This window comes from Nocardia sp. NPDC055165, assembly GCF_053606985.1.
This window is the reverse complement of record NZ_JBSGSS010000010.1, coordinates 267,549-290,133: the sequence shown is the minus strand read 5'-3', so window position 1 is coordinate 290,133 and position 22,585 is coordinate 267,549. Positions and strand designations below refer to the sequence as shown.

Sequence of the window (22,585 nt, the reverse complement as noted above, 5' to 3'; positions counted from 1 at the left end):
CCGCCGGGGCGTAGGCGACGAAGGAGCAAGCCCCGGTGGCTAACCGGCGGCCCCTCAGGGCCGCGACTCGAGCGCGCCAGCGCTCCAACAAACACAGCCTCAACCCTGCCTGGGACTACCGAACAAGTGATCCCGAACGGATCTACCCCAGAACCACGTTCCGGCGCTTGGCCAGCAGCTTGTAGAGCGTCTGCTGGATGGTCTCGCGGACCTGGTCGGTGACCTCGAACATCGTCATCGGGTCGTCGGCCTCTTCCGGCTCGAACGCCGTGGTCGCGATCGGCTCACCGAATTCGATGTACCACTTCGACGGCATCGGCACCGCGCCCAGCGGCCCCAGATGCGGGAACAGCGGCGTCACCGGGAAGTACGGCAGCCCGAGCAGGCGTGCCAGCGGCTTGATATCGGCGAGTTTGGGGTAGATCTCCTCGGAACCGACGATCGAGACCGGAATGATCGGCACCCCGGCCCGCACCGCCGCCGACACGAATCCGCCGCGCCCGAACCGTTGCAGCTTGTACCGGTCGGCGTAGTTCTTTCCGACGCCCTTGAACCCTTCCGGGAACACGCCGGCGATGTGCCCGGCGCGCAGCAGCCGCTCGGCATCGGGATGGCAGGCCAGCGTGTGCCCGGCCTTGCGTGCCAGCGCGCCGAGCAACGGCATCTCGAAGATGAGGTCGGCGGCCAGCAGCCGCAGCGCCCGCTGATGCGGATGCTTGTCGTGCACGGCCAGCTGCAGCATCAGCCCGTCGATCGGCACGGTGCCCGCGTGATTGGCGACCAGCAGCGCGCCACCCACGGCGGGGATGTTCTCGATCCCCGCGACCTCGACCCGGAACCAGTAGTCCGACAGCGGCCGGAGCGCGGGCAGGATCACCGATTCGAGCAGGTGCCGGTCGTAGCCGAACTCGTCGACCTGGTAGTCCCCGGTGAGCCTGCGGCGCGCGAACTCGGCGGTCCGTTCGATCTGCTCGCCGACGGCATCGCGCACGATGTCGGTCAGTGACTTCGGCGGGCGGGCGGGCATTCCCGGTCGACGCTCGCTGAGGGAGGTGACCGGCATCGCCTGCGTCGGCTGGTCCGGCCATCGCCGGGTCTGCGGTCGCTGCCGGGTCTCGACATTCACGTCGAGACGAATGACTTTCGCTCCCTCGTTCATGTACGCGCTCCTGTACCGGCCCCGATGAGGCCGAGCAGTTTGTGTTCCGCGGCGTCGATCCAAGCCGGATCGAAGACGGGCCGCAACGCTGCGCCCGCGATGAAGTCATCGAATGCCTGGACCGTGGTCCAGCGTGGGGTGAAGCCGAGTTCGGTTCGCATACGGGTGGTGTCGAGCCCGCAGCCGAAGTAGAAATAGTCGGGTTGTTCGCCACTGAATCCGCGCATGATCGGGCCCATCAGCGAGCGACCGACCGTGCGGAAGACGAAAAAGGGAACCGGCGCGACGATGCGCCCGGCACGGCGGATCGCCTGCGACATGGCCAGCGCGCCGTCACCGGCGATATTGACCGTGCCACCGTGTGCACGCTGCGCCGCGTGCACCAGCACCGCGACCGCGTCTTCCTCGTGCAGCAATTGCAGTCGGGCTTCGCGACCGAGAACGGTCGGGGTGATCGGCGAACGCAGATATTGCACGCCCCGATCGGCCAGGCGAGGACCGACGATCGGCGCGAAACGCAGAATCGATGCGGAAATATCGGGCCTGCGCCGCGCCATTCCACGCACCAGCGCCTCGATATCGATCATGTCGCGTGCGAACCACCCCGCCGGCGGAGTGCGCGCGCCCATTTCCTCGGTGAATTTCGCCGGATCCTTGGCACTGCAGCCGTACACCGCCGACGACGATCGCACCACCACGCGGCGCACCGTCGGCGCTTTCTGACACACGGCGAGCAATTGCATCGCGCCCAGGACATTGAGGTCTTTCATCACCGCGCGACCGCCACCGGCGGGCGGACGGGTGAGCACAGCCGCGTGCACGACGGTATCGACGTCGTTGCCCTCGACGACTTTGCGAATCAGTGGATTCCGGATATCGGCACGCACGAACTCGGCACTACCCATTTTTCGCCGGAGCTCACGGCTGGGAGTGACGGTATCCACCGCGATGACACGTTCGACGCCGGGTTCGGCAGCCAAACGTGCCGCGACATTGCCACCGAAGAAGCGGCTGGCACCCGTGACCAGCACAACTCTCGGTGCGTGTCGTTCCCGTGTATCGGAACTCGAACCTGACCCCACTCAAAGCCCCCTGCTCATCGTGTTTCGCGTACCAGAGTAGCCGCATTCGCGCCACTCGCCGTCACGATCTACAAGCTTTTAACATCGGCGACCCGTCCTCGACCGATGAGCTTCACAAACCCGCGTATTTCACAGCGCGAGCCCGCCACCTGGAAGGTGACGGGCTCGTCGCGGTACGCAGGCTTACTTGCCGAGTTTGCGCCGCTGAACACGCGTGCGGCGAAGCAGCTTGCGGTGCTTCTTCTTCGACATACGCTTGCGGCGCTTCTTGATCACAGAACCCATAGGGTTTCCTCGCGTTCTCTCTACTCGGCATACACACGCGGTGTTCACGTGCGTCGTTTGGCGTCCGCGCCGCCGGGGCAACCGGACACCACGAACGGTGCCACCGGCAGGCGGACACGAACCAGTTGTCCATGCTACCGGGGCACCCGAGCAGCAACGAAACCGCCCTTGTACCTGGCCGAACTACGTCATCCGGCGTCGAAGTACGACGTCTCCAGGTAGTCGTGCACCGCCTTCGCGTGCACTCGGAACGAGCGTCCGACACGCACCGCGGGCAGTTCACCCGAGTGCACGAGCCGGTACACCGTCATTTTCGACACCCGCATGAGATCGGCGACTTCGGCGACGGTGAGAAACTGAGTGCCACCGCCGATCACCGTTTGCGGGGTGGCGCCGACCCGTGGAGCGGGCGAACCCGAACCACCGCCCGACGCCGATGGATTACTTGACATTCTGTTCGCAGACATCATGGCACCATTGACCTCCGGCACGCCCGCGCCGCCGGCTTCCCCACCAGCGGAACAGACACGCACGTGCTTCTACGAGCTTAGCGGGACCAGTGGGATTACTGCGACGGGTGTGAGAAATCGGTTTTCAAACCGGGTACCCGTTTGTCACTCGTTCGTTGCGCCCTGTTCGGCGGACCGCTGCTTGGCCGCGTGTAGCGCCTCGGTGAACGTCGAGCGCAGCGCACCACGTTCGAGTTCGCGCAGTGCCGCGGCGGTGGTACCACCGGGCGAGGTGACCGCGGCACGGAGCTCCGCCGCGCTCTGCCCGGTCTCGTCCAGCAGCGCCGCCGAACCGATCATGGTCTGCACGACCAGTTCGCTGGCCACCTCGCGGGTGAGGCCCAGGCCGACGCCCGCATCGATCATCGCCTCGACGACAAGGAAGAAATACGCCGGTCCCGAACCGGAAACCGCGGTGACCGCGTCCATCTGCGCCTCGGGCACCGTCACCACCTTGCCGACGGCTTCGAGCATCTCGCCGACCTGCTCGAGCTGCTCCGGCTTGGCGTAGCGACCGGGCGATTGCACACTCATACCCTGCCCGACCAGCATCGGCGTGTTCGGCATCACCCGCACCACCGGGAAACCGGCGGGCAGTTTCGACTCCAGCCGGGCGGTGGAGACACCGGCGGCCAGCGAGACGAGCACCTGATCGCGACCGTTGTCGAGGTCGGCCTTGGACAGATCGGTGAGCACCGAGTCGACCACGCCGGGCTTCACCGCGATCACCACGATGTCGGCGCCCTCGACGGCGTCGGCGACCGAACCGCTCACCCGCACCTTGAAGCGCTCGGCCAGCTGCGCGGCGCGCGCGGCGATCGGCTCGACCACGACCAGATCTTTGGTCGCCCGACCGGATTCCAGCAATCCGGCCACCAGCGCCTCACCGATCCGACCGCCACCGACCACCGCAATTCTCGTCATGAGGACAAGGTTAGTTGGCCCGGTGGCGTCAGCGTGCCGCCGGGATCAGGGCCAGCTGGCGACTCTGGGCGACGACCGCACCGGTCGAGTCGATGACCAGGTGGTCCTCGTCGAACATCCGCTCACCGACCTCACGGGCGGTCGCGATGACGCGCAGCCAGCCGGGCGCGGGGACACGGCGCAGATAAGTGGTCATCTGCACGGTCGGCGACCAACCGAAGTGGCCGAGGTTCATCGGCACCGGCGGGCTGATGTCGGCGGCCATCATCGCGAAGGCGGCGCGGGCCCGCGGATCGGCTTCGTCGCCGTCGAACGGGCGGATCCACAGCCGCAGCCGGGGCGGGCCGGTCTCACCGCGCAGGAATTCACCCCAGGTCGGGTCGATCACCATGTGGGCGCCCTGGCTGACGTGCACGATCTTGCCCATGGGCGAATCGGCGGAGTAGCGGAACGCCTCGTCGACCGGATCGGCGGGCATGTCGGTGTCGGGGCCGCTCCAGCGCGTCTCGGTGGAGTCGAGGTGGCCGAAGGTGAACGCGGTCCGGACGAGGGTGCGGCCGTTCTGGATCAGGTCCACGTCGGCCAGGCAGATCTGGCGGCCCTTCTTGCGGATGTGCACCGCGTATTCGACCTCACCGGGGTCGGGGGCGCCGAGGAAGTCGGTGCTGGCCGCGATGGGCGCCATCTGGGCCAGCGATTCGTCGGCCTCGGTGAGCCAGCGGGTCGCCGCGGCGGCGGTGGCCGCGACCATGGTGCCGCCGTGGACTTTGGGGCCGATGGTCCAGGTGGGCGCGATGATGCCGGCGTAGCGGCCGGTCTCGGCATCGGTGGTGGTGAGCTCGGTCAGGTCGAGGACCTGACTGAACGGCGCGTCGGTCGCGAGTTCTCGCGTCATCGTCACTCCTGGTCGGGGGGCCACAGCAGTTCGTACAGCGTACAAGCTTGGTGATGGCCGGTGTATTCCGCGCTGGGCAGGGGGTGGGGTTCGAGCAGGTGGTGACGCATCGAGGTTCGAGCAGGTGGTGACGTATCGGGATGCGGGCGGGTGACGTATCGGGATGCGGGCAGGTGACACATCGCGATGCGAGCAGGTGACGTATCGGGATGCGGGCAGGTGACACATCGCGATGCGAGCAAGTGACGCATCGGGATGCGGGCAGGTGACACATCGCGATGCGAGCAAGTGACGCATCGGGGTTACCGAGTCCGGGATAGTTGGGGGCTGTGTTTTTGGAGCGCTGGCGCGCTCGAGCGGGGCCCTGGAGGCCCCGATCTTCCCTCCCTCCGGGTACTCCTTCGTCGCACCCTCCGGTCAGTCCAGATCGGGGCGGGCCCCTTGGGGTAGAGACACATCAGGACTACCCGGCCAGGGTGGTGGTGGTGGTCGTTGGTGGTGATGGATCCGGCTGACTCCGTCTCGCGTTCCGTTATGGCAGGTCGGCGTGGCGAGGTTGGGGGTCGGGGGTGGCGCCGGTTAGGTGGCGGCGTGCGAAATCGAGGGTGCGCGCCAGCTGGGTGGAGCGTTCGGCGGTGGTTCGCGCGTTCTGGGTGTTGATCTCGGCGACCGCGTGGCCGCGAAAACCGGTGTGTATCAGGTGTTCACACAGTTGCGCGCAGGGCTGGGTGCCGTCGCCGGGCACCAGGTGCTCGTCGTGCGCGGCGCCGCGACCGTCGGCCAGGTGCAGGTGGACCAGGCCCTCGCCCATCCGGCGCGCCAGCTCGAGCGCGTCGGCGCCCGCGGTCGCGGTGTGCGAGAGGTCGAGGGTGTAGTGATCGAAGCCGGTGTCGGTCGGATCGAAGGACGGGCTGAACGCGCTCACCGCGCGGCCGGGGCCCGCGCGCCGTTCCAGCCTGCGCACCGCGCCGTCGCGGAACAGGGTGTCGGCCCGCATCGGGAACATGTTCTCCACGGCCACCTTGACCGGGTGATGCGCCTCGAGCTCACCGACCTGATCGGCGAAACCTCTCGCGTAGCGGCGCTGCCAGCGAAACGGCGGGTGCACCACCACGGTGTCGGCGCCGAGCGCCTCCGCGGTCCGCACGCTGCGTTCCAGCTTGGCCACCGGGTCGGCGCCCCAGACCCGCTGGGAGATCAGCAGACACGGCGCGTGCACCGCCAGCACCGGGATGCCGTAGCGCTTCGCGTAGGACTGCACCGTCGCGATGTCCTGGCTGGCCGGCTCGGCCCAGACCATCAATTCCACACCGTCGTAACCCAATTCGGCGGCATAGCGGAACGCCGCCTGCGTGTTCTCCGGATACACCGAGGCCGTCGACAGCCCGATCGCGATGTCCGCCCGTGCGTTCCCCACAGCCCACTCCCTGTATTCAGCTGGTACTGAGGAGAAAGGCTAGCGGTCCCAGCGTCACGAAGACGCCCACGACGACGGCGATCACAGTGCTGTAGATGTCGTCGGTGCGGCGCAGGATGCGAACCAGCGCCACCAGACCGAGGATCACGACCGTCGCCAGCGCCAGCGCCACCAACGCCATCGACTCCCACAATGTCTCGAAACCCTTGAACAGCAACATTCCGGCGACCGCCGCGCCCGCGCTCTGCGCGCCCAGGATCATCCACTGGCGGCGGTTGGCGTTGTCGTCGTCGCCGCGCGCCATGCTCGATACGCGCGCGGCACGGCCGGCCACCGACCCGCCCGCTCGGTTACCCGACAATCTGCTCGCGGCTCGCGACTGGGCGACGCTGCCGTTCTTCGACTTGGCCCGGCTCGCCACCTTCGCCCTCGCCCGGTCGGCCAGGGTCACGGCGGCGGCCTTGGTCGCGGCACGCCTGCTCGCCCTGGTCGGCTTGGGTTCGTAGTCGTCGTCGTAGTCGTCATCGTCGTCGAATGCCGCGTCGTCGTACTCGGATTCGGCGTAGTCGGCGTCGGAGTAGTCGTTGTCGACGTAATCGCGGTCGACGTAATCGGACTCGGCGTAGTCGTCGGTGTCCTCGTCGTCGGCCTGGTCGGCGCCGACTCGGTAGACGACCTCGGTGTGCGCGTCGGCGTCGGGGCCGCGTTCGGCGCGCTGGCGCAGCAGGTCCCCGGCCACCGACTGCCCGGACACCAGCGGCTGCTCCTGGCTGACCGGCGACCACGCGGCCGTCGGGAAACCACCGCTCTCCGGCGCGGGTGCGTTCTTGTCCGGACGATGCCTGCGCGCCGACCACGACGGCAGCCCGCCGGACTTCGGCTCGCCCCGCCGGCGATCCAGCGAGGGGCGCTGATCCGCGCCGCGGGCAGGCGGGGCGTCGGTGCCCGGCGCGAGGTTGTAGGCCTGGGTGGCTTCGGCGCCCGGCGGCGGATATCCGTTGAAGGCTTGCGCCGCGTCGACACGACCCGGCGCGGGCTGCCCGTTCAGGCCGGGGGCGCCGTTACGCCCCGCCCCGTTGAAACCTCGCGCGGGCTCGGCGCCCGGCCGCCCGTTGCCAGGCTGACCATCGAAAGACTCGCCCGGCCGCCCGTTGAAGCCCGACGCGGGCCTGCCGTCGAAAGACTCTCCCGGTCGGCCGTTGAAGCCCTGCCCTGGCCGGCTGTCGAAGGACCCGGTGCCCCGATGCTCGTCGAAGCCCGATCCGGCCTGATTGTCGAAACCGGGCCCGATATCGGGGAGCGCGTCCAATCCACGCGACTGCCCCGGCCTGCCCATGAAGGCCTGTGGCGCGTCGATGCCCGCCTCGTAGAGCGGCGCGTCGAACGACGGGCGGCCCGGCGCCGGGCTCGCCTCGATGGCCTCTTCCGCGGCTTCGGCGGCTCGCCTGCGCGCGGCCCGGCCACCGGTGACCGGCGGCGGTTTCGGCGGCTCGGCGTACGGGGCGACCTCGGGCTCATCCGGTCGATGCCGTCTGCCCCCGCCGACCGCGGGCAGCGCACCGGAACCGAACATCTCGGCGATACCGGGATCGACCGGCTGCGTGGGACCGCCGGGAACACCGAGGCGACCCGGACCGCGTCCTCCCCCACGAGAACCGGCATCGCGCGCTTCGGCACGGAACGGCCCGAACGGATCGGACGACGGTCGCTGTTCGGCAAGTCCGAGTGGGTCGCGCGGATCGGGCGCGGAGTACCCCGCATCGGGGTCGAATCGGGTGATCGGGCCCGACATCGGCGAGAAGGCCGGTTCGGCCGGACCGGGCGGCGGGTAGGGCGCGGGCTGGTAACTCGCGGGCGGTTCGTAACTAGGCGCGGGCTCGGGGGCGTAGGTCGGCGGCGGGACATACGCGGGCGGGGGTTCCGGCGCGGGCGCGGCGTGCGAGTTCGGCTTGACCGCCGCGTTCTCACCGGTCAGATCGTTGACCGAGAGTCCGCGCCCGCTGCGCCGTCGTCGTCCACCGCCACCGGAGGTCGCGGGCGCGGCCCCTTGCGCGGCGTTGCGCGCCAGCAGCTCAGCCACCGATAGCTGTTTAGAATCCTCGCTACTCATGCCGACTCCACTTCCGCGACCGGCGTGACCGGCGGCACCGCGGCCGGTCCACCTCCGTTGGGCTCGGAGTCCAGTTTGCGCAAGATGAGGCCTTCGCGCAGCGCCCATGGGCAGATTTCGATGCTGTCGAGCGACAACGCCCGCATACTCGCCTCCGCGACCAATGCGCCGGCCACCAATTGCTGGGACCGATCCGAACTCACGCCTTCCAGTTCCGCGCGGTCCGACGCGGTCATCCGGGAGATGAACGCGATCAGCTGGCGCAGACCGGAGCTGGTCAGTGTACGTCGCACCCGCGGACCGGCCGCCGAGGGTGCCGCGCCGGTCAGCCGGGCCAGCGAACGGAATGTCTTCGAGGTGCCCACGGCCAGGTCGGGCCTGCCCGCGTCGATCATCGTCTTGGACGGGACGACCAGTTCGGCGTCGAGCCAGTCGCGCAGGACCGCGATCTTGCGCTTGCCCGGCGGGTCGTCGCGCAGCCACTCCCTGGTGAGCCTGCCCGCGCCGAGTTGCAGCGACAGCGCCACGTCGGGTTCCTCGTCGCCGCCGTTGGACAGCTCCAGCGAGCCGCCGCCGATGTCGAGATTGATGATCCGGCCCGCGCTCCAGCCGAACCAGCGGCGCACCGCGAGAAACGTCAGCCTGGCCTCGTCGTCGCCGGAGAGCACTTGCAGATCGACTCCGGTCATCGCACGGACGCGGGCGAGTACTTCCTCGGAATTGGTTGCCTCGCGCAGGGCCGAGGTGGCGAACGGCATCAGCTCCACGCACTTGGAATTGCGTGCCAGATCAGCGAATTCGAGGATGGTCGCGATCAGCCGCGCCTCGCCCTCCTCGGTGATCCGGCCCACCGAATCCATGCTCTCGGACAGGCGCAACGCCGACTTCGTCGAGCTCATCGGCATCGGGTGGCCACCACGATGCGCGTCCACCACGAGCAGGTGGACGGTATTGCTTCCGACATCGAGAACACCAAGCCGCACACGAATACGGTACTTGGTGATCCGGTACAGCAGGCCAGGCGACTGAACTGTTAGCGTCACGAGTTGTGACCGAAGGCGCATCTGGCACCGCGGAGACCGGGCTCCGACCTGGGCGAAAGATCGACCCAGCCCCGGAAGTCGAGCTCGATTTCCCACGGGAGTGGATCGAGTTCACCGATCCAGCAAACGACGAGCACCAGATCGTCGCCGATCTGACGTGGCTGCTGTCGCGCTGGACGTGCGTGTTCGGCACGCCCGCCTGCCAGGGCATCATCGCCGAACGCCCCGACGACGGCTGCTGCTCACACGGCGCTTTCCTGGCCGACAAGGACGACCGCAAGCGCCTCAACGGTGCTGTGAAGATGCTCACACCCGACGACTGGCAGCTGATGGGCGAGGCCACCGAGAACGGCAAGGTCGTCAAGAAGGGTTACCTCGAACTCGACGAACTCGAGGACGAACCGGCCCTGCGCACCCGTCGCTTCGACGGCGCGTGCATCTTCCTCAACCGTCCCGGATTCGCGGCGGGCCCCGGCTGCGCGCTGCACATCATGGCCGTGCGCAAGGGCATCGAACCCCTGGAAGTGAAGCCGGACGTGTGCTGGCAGCTGCCGATCCGGCGCACCCAGGACTGGGTGGAACGCCCGGATGGCGAGCAGATCCTGCGCACCGTGGTCACCGAATACGACCGGCGCGGCTGGGGACCCGGCGGCCTGGATCTGGATTGGTACTGCACGGGCTCTCCCGACGCCCACGTCGGCGCGAAGCCGGTCTGGCAGTCCTACGGCCCGGAACTGCGTGAGCTGCTCGGTGCGCCCGCCTACGACGAACTCGCCAAGCACTGCCGCCGGCGCGAGGGCCTCGGCCTGGTCGCGGTGCATCCGGCGACGGTCGAAGCCGAGCGGATGAACCCCGAACCTCACAGATCGAATCACGCGGAGTGAAAGCCTCGTAACCATTCGGTTCATCTGTAGGTCGTGCATCCGTCACCGAACTCGGGTTGGATAGCTGTTCATGTCCAAGAAAGCGATCTACGCAGCGACCCTCGCGATCGGCGCGACCCTCTCCATGACCGGCCTGGCCAATGCCGAACCGAACGGTGATCCGGCCGCGTACGCGGACTTCACGGCCGACTTCGTGAACTACAACGACCCGGCCGCGATCGACGCCGCCAAGAACGGCAAATACATCATCATCAGCACGAAGGGCACCTCCTCGCCCATCGGCTGCCGCGGCAACGGCGCCGACGTGCCGATCTACGACTGCAAGCAGTTCGACGGCGTGGAAGTGGTCGCCCTGAAGAAGATCGACACCCCCCTCGGCACCGCCTGGAGCGTGCTCTGACCGCCTCTCCGCGACTCTTGGCCAGATCTTAGGTACGGGGAGACCTATGTACGCGGCCGGCGGCAAGGCATCTAGTTCGTTGGCTCGTGCCCGGTGAGTTACCCATGTTCTCGCTAGATCAGTCATTCCGTCTATGAACGAAAAGGATCCCGTCGGTGTGCCGACGGGATCCTTTCGTTCTCGGGGTGGTGTCAAGCCTCGAGCTTGTAGCCGAGTCCTCGCACAGTCACCAGGTGTTCCGGCTTGGCCGGGTCTGCCTCGATCTTCGAGCGCAGGCGCTTGACGTGCACGTCGAGGGTCTTGGTGTCGCCCACGTAGTCGGCGCCCCAGACGCGGTCGATCAGCTGGCCGCGGGTCAGCACGCGGCCGGAGTTGCGGAGCAGATACTCGAGGAGGTCGAACTCCTTGAGCGGCAGGGTGACCTGGCCACCGTTGACGTGCACGGTGTGGCGGTCCACATCCATCCGCACCGGTCCGGCCTCGAGGACGCCGTTCTCGCTACCGGAATCCAGCTCGTCACCGGCGCCGCGGCGCAGCACGGCCCGGATCCGCGCGATCAGCTCGCGCGCCGAGTACGGCTTGGTGACGTAGTCGTCGGCGCCCAGTTCCAGCCCGACGACCTTGTCGATCTCGCTGTCGCGGGCGGTCACCATGATCACCGGCACGCCGCTGCGCGTGCGCAACTGCTTGCACACGTCGGTGCCGCTCATGCCGGGCAGCATCAGGTCCAGTAGCACGATATCGGCGCCGGAGCGGTCGAATTCGGCCAGCGCGGACGGGCCGTCGCCGACGACGGTGACGTCGAAGCCTTCCTTGCGAAGCAGGAACGCCAGCGGCTCCGCCAGCGAATCCTCGTCTTCGACGATCAACACACTCGTCATCTGCGTGCCTCCACACCGTTCGTTCGTCCCGCGAGAGTGCGCGGGACGGTGGTTTCTCTCGTGGTGGACTCCGGCGTCTGTTCCGCGTCCTCGTCCCCATCGGTTTCCAGATGGGCGGGGATGCGCAGCGTGAACGTCGAGCCGGTGCCCAGTTTGCTCCACAGGGTGATTTCGCCGTTGTGGTTGGCCGCCACGTGTTTCACGATGGCCAAGCCGAGCCCGGTGCCGCCGGTCGAGCGGGAGCGGGCCTTGTCGGAGCGGAAGAACCGCTCGAACACCCGTTCCTGGTCTTCCTTGGCGATCCCGATACCACGATCGGTGACCGCCATCGCGACATGATCGCCGCGCAGCGACCGGCTCACCGACACATGCGAACCCTGTGGTGAATACGCGATCGCATTCTCCACCAGATTCGACAGCGCGGTCACCAGCAACGTTTCGTCGCCGAGCACTTCCAGCCCGCTGGGCCGGTCGGTGCTGACGGTGATGCCCGCGGCCTCGGCGGCGGTGCGCGAGCGGTCGACCGCCTGCTGCACCACCGTGTCGACGTCGACCACGGCCAGGTCGGGCAGTTTCTCGGCGCCCTGCAATCGCGACAGGGCGATCAGCTCGGTCACCATCTTGCCCAGGCGCCGCGATTCGCCCAGCACGCGCGAACCGAAGTGGCGCACGGCCTCGGGGTCGTCGGCCGATTCCAGCATGGCCTCGGCCAGCAGGCTCATCGCGCCGACGGGGGTCTTGAGTTCGTGGCTGACGTTGGCGACGAAATCGCGCCGCGTCGCCTCCATGCGGGCCTGCTCGGAATCGTCGTCGGCGAACAGCACGACGAAGCTGGTTTCCTCGCGGGAGAGTTTGCGGGCCACACCACGCACGGCGATCCGGCCGCGGCCGGGTAGCGGGTTCTTGGCGGTGAGGTCGTATTCGGCGGATTCGCCGGTCGCGAGGACCTTCTCCACGGCGGCCCACGCGCGTTCGTCGAGCAACCGGTTACGGACCAGCCCGAGTTCCTCGGCGCGCGGATTCACCAGCACCACATCGCGATATTCGTCGACCACCGCGATGCCGGACTCGGAGGCGAGCACGATCAGGTCGAGCACCTGCGACATCGTCAGCCCGGTGTCTTCCTGGGTACGGGCGGCCTGCCTGGCATTGACGAACGGGATCAGCAGGCCACCGACTGCCAGCCCGACGACAGCCGCGAGGACTGCCAACAGCACGGCCTGCGGAACACTCACAAGATTGATCGTACGAGTGCGGACCGACATAACGTCGGCGGGTCGACGAAGTTTCGCGCAGGTCACAGGCACTTGGCATGGCGTTCTTTTGCCGTTCACCCAGCGGGCACCTGGACCTTCGCCGGGCGTGTCAGCCGGGCGGTTCGCCGTACATCGCGGTGGTCACCGCGGGCCCGTGTCGGTCGACCCATGCGCCGAGCGCATAAATCGGAACCAGCAGATCGCGGCCCGCTTCGGTGAGTTCGTACTCCACTCGCGGCGGCGCTTCGGCATACCGCCGCCTGCGTACGAGCGTCATCCGCTCCATCCGCCGCAACGTCTGGGTCAACATCTTCTGACTGATCCCACCGGCCCCCGTCAGAAGTTCGCTGTGACGTTGCGGACCATCGCGCAACAGGTACACCACCACCGGCAGCCACGAGTTCGCGAACAGGTCCACCGCCATTCGCGCGGGGCAGTCGGCCTCGTAGTCACCGTAGGGCGGGTATTGCACCGGTTCGGCGGCGGTCATGGGTACCAGCGTGCCACCGCCGAAAGGCACCCGCGGGTGCCTTTCGGCCTTTCTAGCGTCGGTGTGGCCGATGCCACCGGGCTCGGCACGAATCACGGGAGTTCTCATGCGTATCGGAATCATCGGCGCGGGCGCGATGGCGTCCGCTTTGGGTGGCGGCTGGGCCACGGCGGGCCACGAGGTGCGGATCGGGGCCCGCTCGGCCGATTCGGCGCGGGCACTCGCGTCCGAGATCAACGCGATCAGCGGACCGGATGCCGACCGGGCGAGCAGATCTCCGGTCGACGTGCGACCGGCGACGATCAGCGCGGCGATCGCCTTCGCCGAGGTAGTCCTGTTCGCGGTACCCGTGAGCGCGCTCACCGAACTGCTCACCACACACGGCGCCGAGCTGGCCGGAAAGATCGTCATCGACTGCACCAACGCGTTCCTGCCCGACGAATCGGCACCCGACGGCGTCACCGGGTTCGTCCTGAGCGAGGACGCGGTGGCCGAACGTATCGCCGCGGCCGCACCGAAAGCCCACGTGGTCAAGGCCTTCAACCTCCTCGCCGCCGAGGTGTGGGCGGGCGCCGACCGAGTCTTCGACGGTGTGCGGTTGGCCGTCCCGATCTGCGGCGACGACGCGGCGGCGGTACAGACGGTGGCCCGGCTCGCCGAAGAACTGGCCCTGCAACCGTTTACCGCCGGCGGTCTGCACCGCGCCAGATATCTGGAGGCGACCTCGGTCTTCACCGTCGGCCTCTGGTTCGCAGGCCGCGATGCCCGCGCGATGCTGCCTCCACTGTCGGCGGCCTTCGCGGTCGCCGACGCCTGACACACGGTCGGGCCGGCGCAATCGTGGGATGCGTCGTCATCCACATGATCACGCCGGCCTCGGCCGTGCCGGGACGTTCAGGCGGCGATCCCCAAACCCAGCGCCACGGCGACCGGCGCCAGGTACAGCACCGGGAACGCGACCGTCTTGTACGACCGCGCCCGCAATACCGTCACCACCGCACCCGCGAAGTACAGGATCAGCCCGATCGCGGCGAGAACCCCGATCACCGGCACGAACAGGCCGACCAGCAGCCCGATCGACCCGAGGGCCTTGGCGATGCCCAGCGGTGTCCACCAGGTCTGCGGCACACCGTATTCCACCAGCGGATCCACCACGAACGGCGCCTTGCGCAGCAGGGAGAACGCCGAGAACCCCACCCACAGTGCGGCGACGACAGTGACGATGACGTAGGCGGTGTACATGGCGTAACTCCTTCGGCAGCCGCGTGTTTCGCGGTATCTACCGAGGTGACGACACAGCCCCCGCGAGTGTGACATCGCCCGGAAAACACGACGGCCCCACACCGTTGGACGGTGTGGGGCCGAAGCGCTGGGAGTTACTTGCCGCCCTGGTTGGCGACAGCGGCGGCACCGGCTGCGGCAGCGGCCGGGTCCAGGTATTCGGCGGCCTTCACCGGGCGCATGTTCTCGTCCAGTTCGTAGACCAGCGGAATGCCGGTGGGGATGTTCAAGCCGGAGATGTCCTCATCGGAGATGCCGTCGAGGTGCTTGACCAGCGCGCGCAGCGAGTTGCCGTGCGCTGCGACCAGCACGGTCTTGCCGGTCAGCAACTCCTTGGAGATGGTGTCTTCCCAGTACGGGACCATCCGCTTGACGACATCGAGCAGGCACTCGGTCTCGGGGACCTCGATGCCCGCGTAGCGCGGGTCGCCTTCCTGGCTGTACTCGTTGTCGGGCTGGATCGGCGGCGGCGGGGTGTCGTAGCTGCGGCGCCACAGCATGAACTGCTCCTGGCCGTACTGCTCGCGGACCTGCTCCTTGTTCTTGCCCTGCAGATCGCCGTAGTGGCGCTCGTTGAGGCGCCAGTCGCGCACGACCGGGATCCACAGCCGGTCGGCGGTGCCGAGCGCGTTGTCCGCGGTGCTGATCGCGCGGCGCAGCAGCGAGGTGTAGACGACATCGGGCAGGATGCCTGCTTCTTTGAGCAGCTCTCCGGCCCGCTTGCCCTCGGCGATGCCCTTGTCGGTGAGTTGGACGTCCACCCAACCGGTGAAGAGGTTGAGGGCATTCCATTCGCTCTCGCCGTGGCGCAGCAGCACGAGGGTGTAGGTCATAGGGGTCATTCTGACATTGCGGTGATGTCAGGCCCACTCCACCTCGTCGAAGCCGATGACGATCTCGTACGGCCCGCCCTTGACCAGCGCGTCGACCTGTAATCGTGACGCCACCGAGTCGACTTCGCGCACTACGGCGCACACTCCTTGGAACGGACCCTCCGGTATATGGACGACATCGCCCGGCACGTAGTCGGCAGCCACCTCATGGAGGCTACGCCCGCCGGTGACCAGGCCGAACGAACGCGCCGAGCACACTGTCGGCCGGACCGAAGAGTCCTCACATCGCCTCAATCCGCGGCGGCCTCGACCGCTAGCACCCCCGCACCGACCAGTGTGGCGCCTTCGCTCAACGTCGACAGTTCCACCGACAGTTCCTCGACGAACTCGAGCCGCGCATGCCGGGCGACGGCAGCGCGCAACGGTCCCCACAGCGGCTCCCCCGAATGCGCGAACCCGCCGCTGATCACCACCCGATCCACATCCAGTAGCGCGGCGGCCGACGAGATTCCCGCACCGAGGCCGGTTCCCGCACGCGCCATGGCGGCGAGCGCGATCGGATCGCCACGATGCGCGGCCTCGGCGAGCTCCATCCCGCTCGCCCCGGCCCAGCCACGCGCCCGCGCCCAGCGCACCGACGACATCCCGCTCGCCACCGCTTCGACGCACCCGAATCCCCCACAGGGACAGGCGGTGTCATCCCCGGGCACCACGATGTGCCCGATGTGACCGGCGTTTCCCGTGCGCCCCACCACAACCCGACCGTCGGTGATGATCCCCCCACCGACTCCCGAGGACACCGTCATGGCCAGGCCGTTGTCCACCCCGCGCAACCCGCCCACCCGATGCTCGGCCAGCACCAGACAGGCGCCGTCGATGGCCAACCGCACCACCGCGTTCGGGAACAGCGCGCGCACGTGGTCGACGATCGCGAACCCGCCGCGCCACGCCGCCAGGTTCAACGGCCTGATCGTTCCCGCGGGCACATCGACCGGACCCGCCGCTCCGATCCCGACCGCGCTCACCTCGTTGTCACCTGCCACAGCGACCAGAAGGTCTCGACACGCCGCCCACGGATCGTCCGAGGCGGCGGGGGCCCGGCGCACCCCGTGCAGCCGGTAGTGCGGGTCCACAAGTCCCGCAGCGAATTTCGTTGCCCCGATATCGAGCGCAAGCACCGCCATCACCACTCCTACCTCCCGCGCCGGGCCGCGTCGCCGCACACCTCGCCCGCACCTGATGTGAGTCATCACAACATGTGGCACGCGACACTTTGACTACTGGTCGGTACAAATCACAGGTTTTCGTTAGATACTTCGACACGGGTCGGGTCGTCTCGTTGGGCAGCACTACTGTTGATGAAGGAAAGCTGTGTCGAAAATCGCTGTACTGGTGTTGAGTCTGCTATCTGTGGGCTTGTTCGCCGCGCCCGCGGGCGCGAACCCGCTGTATCCGACGCCTGATCCGGATCCGTTCTTCACCGCACCCGCCGACATCGCCGCGCTGGCACCCGGCGACGTTGTGCGGACCCGCCACATCGACACCTGGATGTACCCGGGCACCGAAGGCCACCAGGTCGCGTTCCGCTCCACCAATTCGGCGGGCAACGCGATCATGGGCATCACCACCGTGCTCATGCCGATCGGCGTGAAGAACCCGCCCCTGGTGTCGTACCAGGCGCTGATCAACTCCATCGGCACCCGCTGCAATCCGTCGCAGTCGCTGTTCAACGGCGAGCTGCAGGACGCGCCGGGCGCCATGCTGCCGCTGGCGCGCGGCTGGGCGATCTCGGTGCCCGATTACCTCGGCCCGACGGTGGCCTATGGTGCGGCCAAGCTCAGCGGCATGGTCACCCTCGACAGCGTGCGCGCGGTGCAGAAGGTCGCCGAGCTCGGCGTCGGCAACTCGCCGGTGGCGATCGCCGGCTACTCCGGCGGCGGCATGGCCACCGCGTGGGCGGGTGCGCTGCAGCCCACCTACGCACCGGAACTGAAGCTCGCGGCCGTGGTGTCAGGCGGCATCCCCGCCGACCTCGAATTGATGGCCGACGCACTGGGTTTCGCACCGCACCCCGGCTTCGGCCTCGCCTTCGCCGCCGCGATGGGCATCGAGCGCGAGTACCCCGAGCAGGTGCCGGTGTCGGACCAGCTCAACGAGAACGGCCTGTGGTTCCGGGAATTCACCAAGGACGCGTGCCGTCGCTTCCTGCTGTTCCACGGTGCCCTGCGCAACGCCGAGCAGATGGCGGCGTCCAAGGAGCTGATGGGCAGCCAGGTGGCCCGTGGCGTGCTGCGCGAGAACAGCCTCGTGCACTTCCAGGGCGCGCCGACCGCACCCACCTACATCTGGCAGGGCAAGTACGACATCCTCACCCCGTACGCTCCGGTCGCCGAGACAATCGCCCGCTGGTGTGGTCAGGGTGCCCCGGTCCAGCTGAACACGGTCGAGATCTCCGAGCACATGACCGCCGCCGTGGCAGGTTTCCCGGACGCGTGGAACTACGTCGAGGCCCGCTTCCGCAACGAACCGGTCCCGACGAACTGCTGAGCTGAAAAACGATGCCGGACAGGAACTTTCCTGTCCGGCATCGTTGTGTTCTCAGACCTTGTCGGCGTCGTCGATGAGGTGCTCGAAGGCGCGCAGGTTCTTCAGTGACTCACCGCGCGAGACCCGCCACTTCCATTCCTTGCGAATGGATTCGGCGAACCCGAGCTCGAGCAGGATGTTGAAGTCGTTGTCGACCGCTTCGAGGATCTGACCGAAGATGCGGTCGAGTTCGTCGGCGGTGACCGACTCGGCGGACATCCGGCCCACCAGGTAGATGTCGCCGACATTGTCGAGGGTGTAGGCCACGCCGTAGAGGCGGCGGTTGCGGCGCAGCAGGTATTTGTAGACGCCTTCGAAGTTCTCGTCCGGCTTGCGGCACACGAACGATTCGATGCGGACACCGTGCTTGCCGACGGTCAGCATCACCGTGGTCTTCAGCTTGCGCTCGCCGGGCAGCACCACGATGAAGGTGTCGTCATCGTGGCGGGTGTACTCGATCTCGCGATCGCGCAGCGTGTCGTCCACTACCTGCGAAACGGCGCTCACCTGCGCACTCCCGTCCGGCGCCGCAACAGCGCCCGCGATCTGGCCTGCCTGGTCTCGCCCGCGTACAGAGCGATGGGACCGCGTTCGGTGCGGAATCCGGCCATCGCGGCAGCGTAGCTGTCGAGCAGGCCGTCGGCGGTGTGCGCCCAGGAGAACCGGCTGGCGTGCTCCACGGCGGTGGCGCCCATGCGGGTGAGCCGGTCGGGATCGTCGAGCAGGGCGGCCAGCGCGTCGGCCCAGTCGGGGGTGCGATGCCCCGGCACGAGCAAGCCGGATTCGTGGTTGCGGACCGCGGTGCCGAGACCGCCGACGTCGGCGGCGAGAACGGGGGTACCGCTGGCCTGCGCCTCGATGGCGACCAGGCCGAAGGATTCGTTGTAGCTGGGCACGGCCACCACATCGGCCGCGCGATACACCTGCACGAGCTTGTCGGCGGGCTGCGGCGGCAGGAACGTGACCCGTTCGGCGATGCCGAGGTCGGCGGCCAGTTCGATCAGCGCGTCGGGTCTGGCCAGTCCGGTGCCGGACGGCCCGCCCACGATCAGCACGCGCAGCTTGCGGCTCGGATCACGGCCGAGGAGCTCGGCGGCCGCGCGCACGAGGACATCGGGGGCCTTGAGCGGCTGGATCCGGCCGATGAACGCGACGATCTGCTCGTCGGCGCGCAACCCGAGCTCGGTGCGCGCGGCGAGCTTGTCACCGGGCCGGTAACGGGTCAGGTCGGCGCCGGGCGGCACCACGTCGATGCGGTCGGGCGAGGCGCCGTAGAGCTCGACGAGCTGACGGGCTTCGTCACCGGTGTTGGCCACCAGCCGGTCGGACTCGGCGATCACCTGCTTCTCGCCGATCACCCTGGTCTCGGGTTCGGGAGTATCGCCCTCGGCCAGCGCGGCGTTCTTCACCGCGGCCAGGGTGTGCGCGGTGTGCACCAGCGGCACCCGCCAGCGGTCGCGTGCCAGCCACCCGACCTGGCCCGACAGCCAGTAGTGCGAATGCACGAGGTCGTAGTGGCCCGGCAGATGCCGCGCTTCCTGGCGCAGCACCTCGGCGGTGAACGGACACAGCTGGGTGGGCAGCTCGTGCTTGTCGAGTCCCTCGAACGGGCCCGCGACCACGTGGCGCACGATCACGCCGGGTGCGGCCTCGGCCACCGGCGGCAGCTCCGAGGAGGTCGCCCGGGTGAAGATCTCCACCTCGGTGCCCCGTTTGGCCAGCTCGAGCGCGGTTTGCAGCACGTAGACATTCATCCCGCCCGCGTCCCCCGTACCGGGCTGCGCCAGCGGCGAGGTATGCACCGATAGCACCGCGATGCGATGGGGCAAAAGATCGGGACGACGCTGGCTCACACCCTCCAGTGTGCACGCCGCGACGCCGCCACCGTTGCCCCTACCGGGTTCGGTGACGGCTGTCACAGCGTGTTCGTGAGTGAGTTCACGTCCTCGTCGTGGTCGAGCCTGCCCGATCCGCGGTCCGCGCGCGAGCGGATTTCGGCCCTCGCGTTCGGCCGTCACGCGCGGTGCAGCGCCGCCTCGAACACGGGCCACGATTTGTGCATGTCCTGCTCCCAGTAGCCCCACGAGTGAGTGCCGTTGGGGCGCATGTCCACGGTCGCGGGAATGCCGAGTGTTTGCAGTCGATCGCGCAGCTGCTGGGTGCACAGATTCGTGACGGCTTCGAGCCCGGCGCCGAACAACAACTGCATGGTCAGCTGCGCCGGGTCGCCCTGGGCGGCGGTGATGGTGTCGTACGGCCCGGGAATTCCGGTGCCCGAGGAGATGTAGACGTCGGTGCCGCGCAACGCTTCCGCGTGCAGGTAGGGGTCGTTGGCCGACCACGCGGGATCGGTGGGTGGGCCCCACATATTGGCCGCGTTGCCGAGCCTGCTGCCCACCACCGTCCGCACGATCGCCTGTCCGCGTGGATCACTCGTGCGCACGCACCCGCTGTAGGACCCGATCGCCCGGTACAGGCCCGGCTCGGCGAGCGCGAGCTGGAACACCGAGGTACCCGCCATCGACAGTCCCGCGATGGCATTGGCGCCGGTGCCGCCGAACTCCGCGTCGATCACGGGCGGTAGTTCCCTGGTGAGAAAGGTGGTCCAGCGCTGCTTGCCCAGCACCGGGTCGTCGGTTCGCCAGTCCGCGAAATAGCTTCCGGCCCCGCCGAACGGGATCACCACATTGACCTGTTTGTCCTTGAAGAACTCGACGACATCGGTGCGATCGAGCCAGTTGCCGTCGGCACCTCCGCCGACCCCGTTGAGTAGATACAGCGTCGGCGCGGGCGCTTTCGGATCCGCGGCCCGCAACACCCGCACCCGGGTGACGATGTCCATCGCCGGTGAGTACACGCCGACATCGATAGTGCGATCCGGTTCGACCCGCTGATCCTCGATGTGCGCCGCCCCCGGTTCAGCGGCTGCGGGCACCCCGGCCACGACACCGGCCAACAAGCCCAGCACGGCCACTGCGACCCGTACGCCCACTGCCCGACCAAACATCATCGAACTCCGTTCTCGACGCCGAATCCTCTTCTCCACATACGATCCAACGACATTCCAGAACGCTACACACGAATTCACCGGAAGTCTGTGACGATTCCCAGAAGATTTTCCTGAACTCTGGACGTTCGATCCGATTGGTTAGCGAGAACAATCACAGGCCGATCACATCAGCGCGGCAGACCAATCACACCGATCACTCTACCTGCGCAGACACCTGGTCGGCTCGTCACGACCCGCGCACCCGCCGACAGATATCGTCTCCGCGAATAGACCGACCGGACCTTTTCATCGGATACCGCGAATTGCGAAACATGACGCAACATGTCTGCAAACTTATTCGCATCACCGGAATCGGCGGTGAAGTCCGCACCGAAAACCGCAGGCAGGTCACGTCGGTACCAGCCGTCGGCGCGACCTGCGGGAACGTTCAGCCGACGCGCAGGGCCGCGGCGAACAGCGGCCAGGAGTGACGGAGATCCTCGCGCCAGTAGCCCCAGGAGTGAGTTCCATTGGGGCGCAGGTCGACCGTGGCGGGGATGGCCAGGTCGTGGAAGCGGGTGGCGAGCTGCTGGGTGCACAGCGCGGTGACCGCGTCGAGCGCGCCGCCGATGATCAGCTGGTCGACGAGTTTGATCGAATCACCGTGTAGCCCTGGCCCGTCGACGGTGTCGAGTACACCGGGAAGACCGGTACCGGAGGAGACGTAGATCGCCAGGCCGCGCAGGCGCTCGGCGTGCAGGAAGGGATCGTTGGCGGCCCAGAGCGGGTCGCCGGGTTGTCCCCACATGTTCACAGGGTCACCGTTCTGGCCGGAGACGACGGTGTTGACGATGGCATGACCCTGCGGACCGCTGGTGGAGACGCAGCCGCTGTAGGAACCGACCGCCTTGTACAGCGCGGGCGCGGCGAGCGCGAGCTGGAAGGCGGCGGTGCCCGCCATCGACACGCCCGCAACGGCATTGGCCCCGGTGCCGTGGAACTCACGGTCGATGACGCGGGGCAGCTCGCGGGTGAGGAAGGTGGTCCAGCGCTGACGGCCGAGAACGGGGTCGTCGGCCTGCCAGTCGGCGTAGTAACTGCCCGCGCCGCCGATCGGCATCACGACAGTGACCTGTTTGTCGGCGAAGAAGGTGTCGGCGTCGGTGCGGGTGAGCCAGTTGCCGCCGTCGCGCCAGTCACCGGACGGGCCGACGCCGCCGTCGACGCCGTTGAGCAGATACAGGACGGGCGCAGTCGCCGAACGGTCGGCCGCGGGCAGCACCGCGACGGTCACCGGTTTCGCCATGGCGGCGGAGTGCACCACGAGCTCGACGACGCGGCCGGGACCGGGCTCGACGGAAATCAGCCGCGCGGCGTCGGTGGCCGGACTGCCTCCGGCGACCGGGGCGGCGCACACCATGACTGCCACGAGAGCCAGCACACATCGCGTCAAGACGCTCATGCGCCACCTCCATGCCCGGCCGCCAGAAATGGCCGTCGAGCTCAGAGTAGGTCGGCCTCACCTGCCCCGGACACGTTTCTGAAACATTGCCGATTCAGA

The 22,585-nt window shown here is 67.9% G+C and carries 24 protein-coding genes; 4 read left to right on the top strand and 20 right to left on the bottom strand.

Annotated elements, in window-relative coordinates; all coding sequences use genetic code 11:
• Positions 1–142: 142 nt before the first annotated feature.
• The 9 genes from ACWFRF_RS22475 to ACWFRF_RS22435 all read right to left on the bottom strand — a co-directional run bounded on the left by ACWFRF_RS22475 (position 143) and on the right by ACWFRF_RS22435 (position 9,364).
• The gene (locus tag ACWFRF_RS22475; protein WP_378991037.1) at positions 143–1,159 is read right to left on the bottom strand and encodes a lysophospholipid acyltransferase family protein; all 1,017 of its coding nucleotides are present in this window, start codon (positions 1,157–1,159) and stop codon (positions 143–145) included.
• On the bottom strand, positions 1,156–2,190 hold the full coding sequence (locus ACWFRF_RS22470) for an NAD-dependent epimerase/dehydratase family protein (protein ID WP_378991038.1): 1,035 nt from the start codon (positions 2,188–2,190) through the stop codon (positions 1,156–1,158). The genes ACWFRF_RS22475 and ACWFRF_RS22470 overlap by 4 nt, the downstream gene beginning before the upstream one ends.
• A gap of 234 nt (positions 2,191–2,424) precedes the next feature.
• Positions 2,425–2,526: a 30S ribosomal protein bS22 gene (locus ACWFRF_RS22465; protein WP_003402602.1), complete on the bottom strand. Its 102-nt coding sequence runs from the start codon at positions 2,524–2,526 to the stop codon at positions 2,425–2,427.
• A gap of 188 nt (positions 2,527–2,714) precedes the next feature.
• A complete protein-coding gene (locus tag ACWFRF_RS22460) occupies positions 2,715–2,996 on the bottom strand; it encodes a helix-turn-helix domain-containing protein (protein WP_228537168.1) in 282 nt (93 codons plus the stop codon).
• Positions 2,997–3,140: 144 nt separating this feature from the next.
• On the bottom strand, positions 3,141–3,959 hold the full coding sequence (gene proC / locus ACWFRF_RS22455; protein WP_378634139.1) for a pyrroline-5-carboxylate reductase: 819 nt from the start codon (positions 3,957–3,959) through the stop codon (positions 3,141–3,143).
• A 28-nt stretch (positions 3,960–3,987) separates the two neighbouring features.
• Entirely contained in the window at positions 3,988–4,854 is an 867-nt protein-coding gene (locus ACWFRF_RS22450) for a thioesterase family protein (protein ID WP_452452050.1), read from the bottom strand.
• 532 nt (positions 4,855–5,386) lie between these two features.
• Positions 5,387–6,271, bottom strand: coding sequence for a sugar phosphate isomerase/epimerase family protein (locus ACWFRF_RS22445; RefSeq protein WP_378991040.1), 885 nt, complete (start codon positions 6,269–6,271; stop codon positions 5,387–5,389).
• A 16-nt stretch (positions 6,272–6,287) separates the two neighbouring features.
• Positions 6,288–8,351 carry a hypothetical protein gene (locus ACWFRF_RS22440; RefSeq protein ID WP_379314368.1) on the bottom strand — a complete coding sequence of 688 codons (2,064 nt, stop codon included), beginning with the start codon at positions 8,349–8,351 and terminating at the stop codon, positions 6,288–6,290.
• A gap of 26 nt (positions 8,352–8,377) precedes the next feature.
• The gene (locus tag ACWFRF_RS22435) at positions 8,378–9,364 is read right to left on the bottom strand and encodes a Ppx/GppA phosphatase family protein (protein ID WP_378634128.1); all 987 of its coding nucleotides are present in this window, start codon (positions 9,362–9,364) and stop codon (positions 8,378–8,380) included.
• A 65-nt stretch (positions 9,365–9,429) separates the two neighbouring features.
• On the opposite strand from ACWFRF_RS22435, the gene ACWFRF_RS22430 reads away from it, so the two are divergent.
• Positions 9,430–10,308 (top strand): hypothetical protein, encoded by an 879-nt coding sequence (locus ACWFRF_RS22430; protein WP_378991042.1) that lies wholly within the window; start codon positions 9,430–9,432, stop codon positions 10,306–10,308.
• A gap of 70 nt (positions 10,309–10,378) precedes the next feature.
• Positions 10,379–10,708: a hypothetical protein gene (locus tag ACWFRF_RS22425; RefSeq protein WP_378634123.1), complete on the top strand. Its 330-nt coding sequence runs from the start codon at positions 10,379–10,381 to the stop codon at positions 10,706–10,708.
• A gap of 191 nt (positions 10,709–10,899) precedes the next feature.
• Here ACWFRF_RS22425 and ACWFRF_RS22420 read toward each other — a convergent pair whose 3' ends face one another.
• The 3 genes from ACWFRF_RS22420 to ACWFRF_RS22410 all read right to left on the bottom strand — a co-directional run bounded on the left by ACWFRF_RS22420 (position 10,900) and on the right by ACWFRF_RS22410 (position 13,335).
• The gene (locus tag ACWFRF_RS22420; RefSeq protein ID WP_056814516.1) at positions 10,900–11,589 is read right to left on the bottom strand and encodes a response regulator transcription factor; all 690 of its coding nucleotides are present in this window, start codon (positions 11,587–11,589) and stop codon (positions 10,900–10,902) included.
• Positions 11,586–12,824, bottom strand: a complete 1,239-nt coding sequence (locus ACWFRF_RS22415) for a sensor histidine kinase (RefSeq protein ID WP_056816211.1) — start codon at positions 12,822–12,824, stop codon at positions 11,586–11,588. Before ACWFRF_RS22415 ends, ACWFRF_RS22420 begins: the two co-directional genes overlap by 4 nt.
• A gap of 130 nt (positions 12,825–12,954) precedes the next feature.
• A complete protein-coding gene (locus ACWFRF_RS22410; RefSeq protein ID WP_379298636.1) occupies positions 12,955–13,335 on the bottom strand; it encodes a winged helix-turn-helix transcriptional regulator in 381 nt (126 codons plus the stop codon).
• Positions 13,336–13,441: 106 nt separating this feature from the next.
• Here ACWFRF_RS22410 and ACWFRF_RS22405 point away from each other — a divergent pair, with 106 nt between their 5' ends.
• A complete protein-coding gene (locus ACWFRF_RS22405; RefSeq protein ID WP_452452045.1) occupies positions 13,442–14,152 on the top strand; it encodes an NADPH-dependent F420 reductase in 711 nt (236 codons plus the stop codon).
• Between the two features lie 77 nt (positions 14,153–14,229).
• Here ACWFRF_RS22405 and ACWFRF_RS22400 read toward each other — a convergent pair whose 3' ends face one another.
• The 4 genes from ACWFRF_RS22400 to ACWFRF_RS22385 form a co-directional block, all read right to left on the bottom strand.
• A complete protein-coding gene (locus tag ACWFRF_RS22400) occupies positions 14,230–14,577 on the bottom strand; it encodes a DoxX family protein (RefSeq protein ID WP_449967548.1) in 348 nt (115 codons plus the stop codon).
• 134 nt (positions 14,578–14,711) lie between these two features.
• Positions 14,712–15,449: a phosphoglyceromutase gene (locus ACWFRF_RS22395; protein WP_378634111.1), complete on the bottom strand. Its 738-nt coding sequence runs from the start codon at positions 15,447–15,449 to the stop codon at positions 14,712–14,714.
• Between the two features lie 27 nt (positions 15,450–15,476).
• Positions 15,477–15,653, bottom strand: a complete 177-nt coding sequence (locus ACWFRF_RS22390; protein WP_170112119.1) for a KOW domain-containing RNA-binding protein — start codon at positions 15,651–15,653, stop codon at positions 15,477–15,479.
• Between the two features lie 86 nt (positions 15,654–15,739).
• Positions 15,740–16,633, bottom strand: a complete 894-nt coding sequence (locus tag ACWFRF_RS22385; RefSeq protein WP_452452043.1) for an ROK family protein — start codon at positions 16,631–16,633, stop codon at positions 15,740–15,742.
• A gap of 187 nt (positions 16,634–16,820) precedes the next feature.
• On the opposite strand from ACWFRF_RS22385, the gene ACWFRF_RS22380 reads away from it, so the two are divergent.
• Positions 16,821–17,996, top strand: coding sequence for a lipase family protein (locus tag ACWFRF_RS22380; protein WP_378991049.1), 1,176 nt, complete (start codon positions 16,821–16,823; stop codon positions 17,994–17,996).
• 51 nt (positions 17,997–18,047) lie between these two features.
• Here ACWFRF_RS22380 and ACWFRF_RS22375 read toward each other — a convergent pair whose 3' ends face one another.
• The 4 genes from ACWFRF_RS22375 to ACWFRF_RS22360 all read right to left on the bottom strand — a co-directional run bounded on the left by ACWFRF_RS22375 (position 18,048) and on the right by ACWFRF_RS22360 (position 22,486).
• A complete protein-coding gene (locus ACWFRF_RS22375; protein WP_378991050.1) occupies positions 18,048–18,542 on the bottom strand; it encodes a type III secretion system chaperone family protein in 495 nt (164 codons plus the stop codon).
• Entirely contained in the window at positions 18,539–19,897 is a 1,359-nt protein-coding gene (gene mshA, locus ACWFRF_RS22370) for a D-inositol-3-phosphate glycosyltransferase (RefSeq protein ID WP_452452058.1), read from the bottom strand. Before mshA ends, ACWFRF_RS22375 begins: the two co-directional genes overlap by 4 nt.
• Before the next feature lie 152 nt (positions 19,898–20,049).
• Positions 20,050–21,042, bottom strand: coding sequence for an alpha/beta hydrolase (locus ACWFRF_RS22365; protein ID WP_378991236.1), 993 nt, complete (start codon positions 21,040–21,042; stop codon positions 20,050–20,052).
• Between the two features lie 430 nt (positions 21,043–21,472).
• Positions 21,473–22,486, bottom strand: a complete 1,014-nt coding sequence (locus ACWFRF_RS22360; protein ID WP_452452042.1) for an alpha/beta hydrolase — start codon at positions 22,484–22,486, stop codon at positions 21,473–21,475.
• Positions 22,487–22,585: the final 99 nt, after the last annotated feature.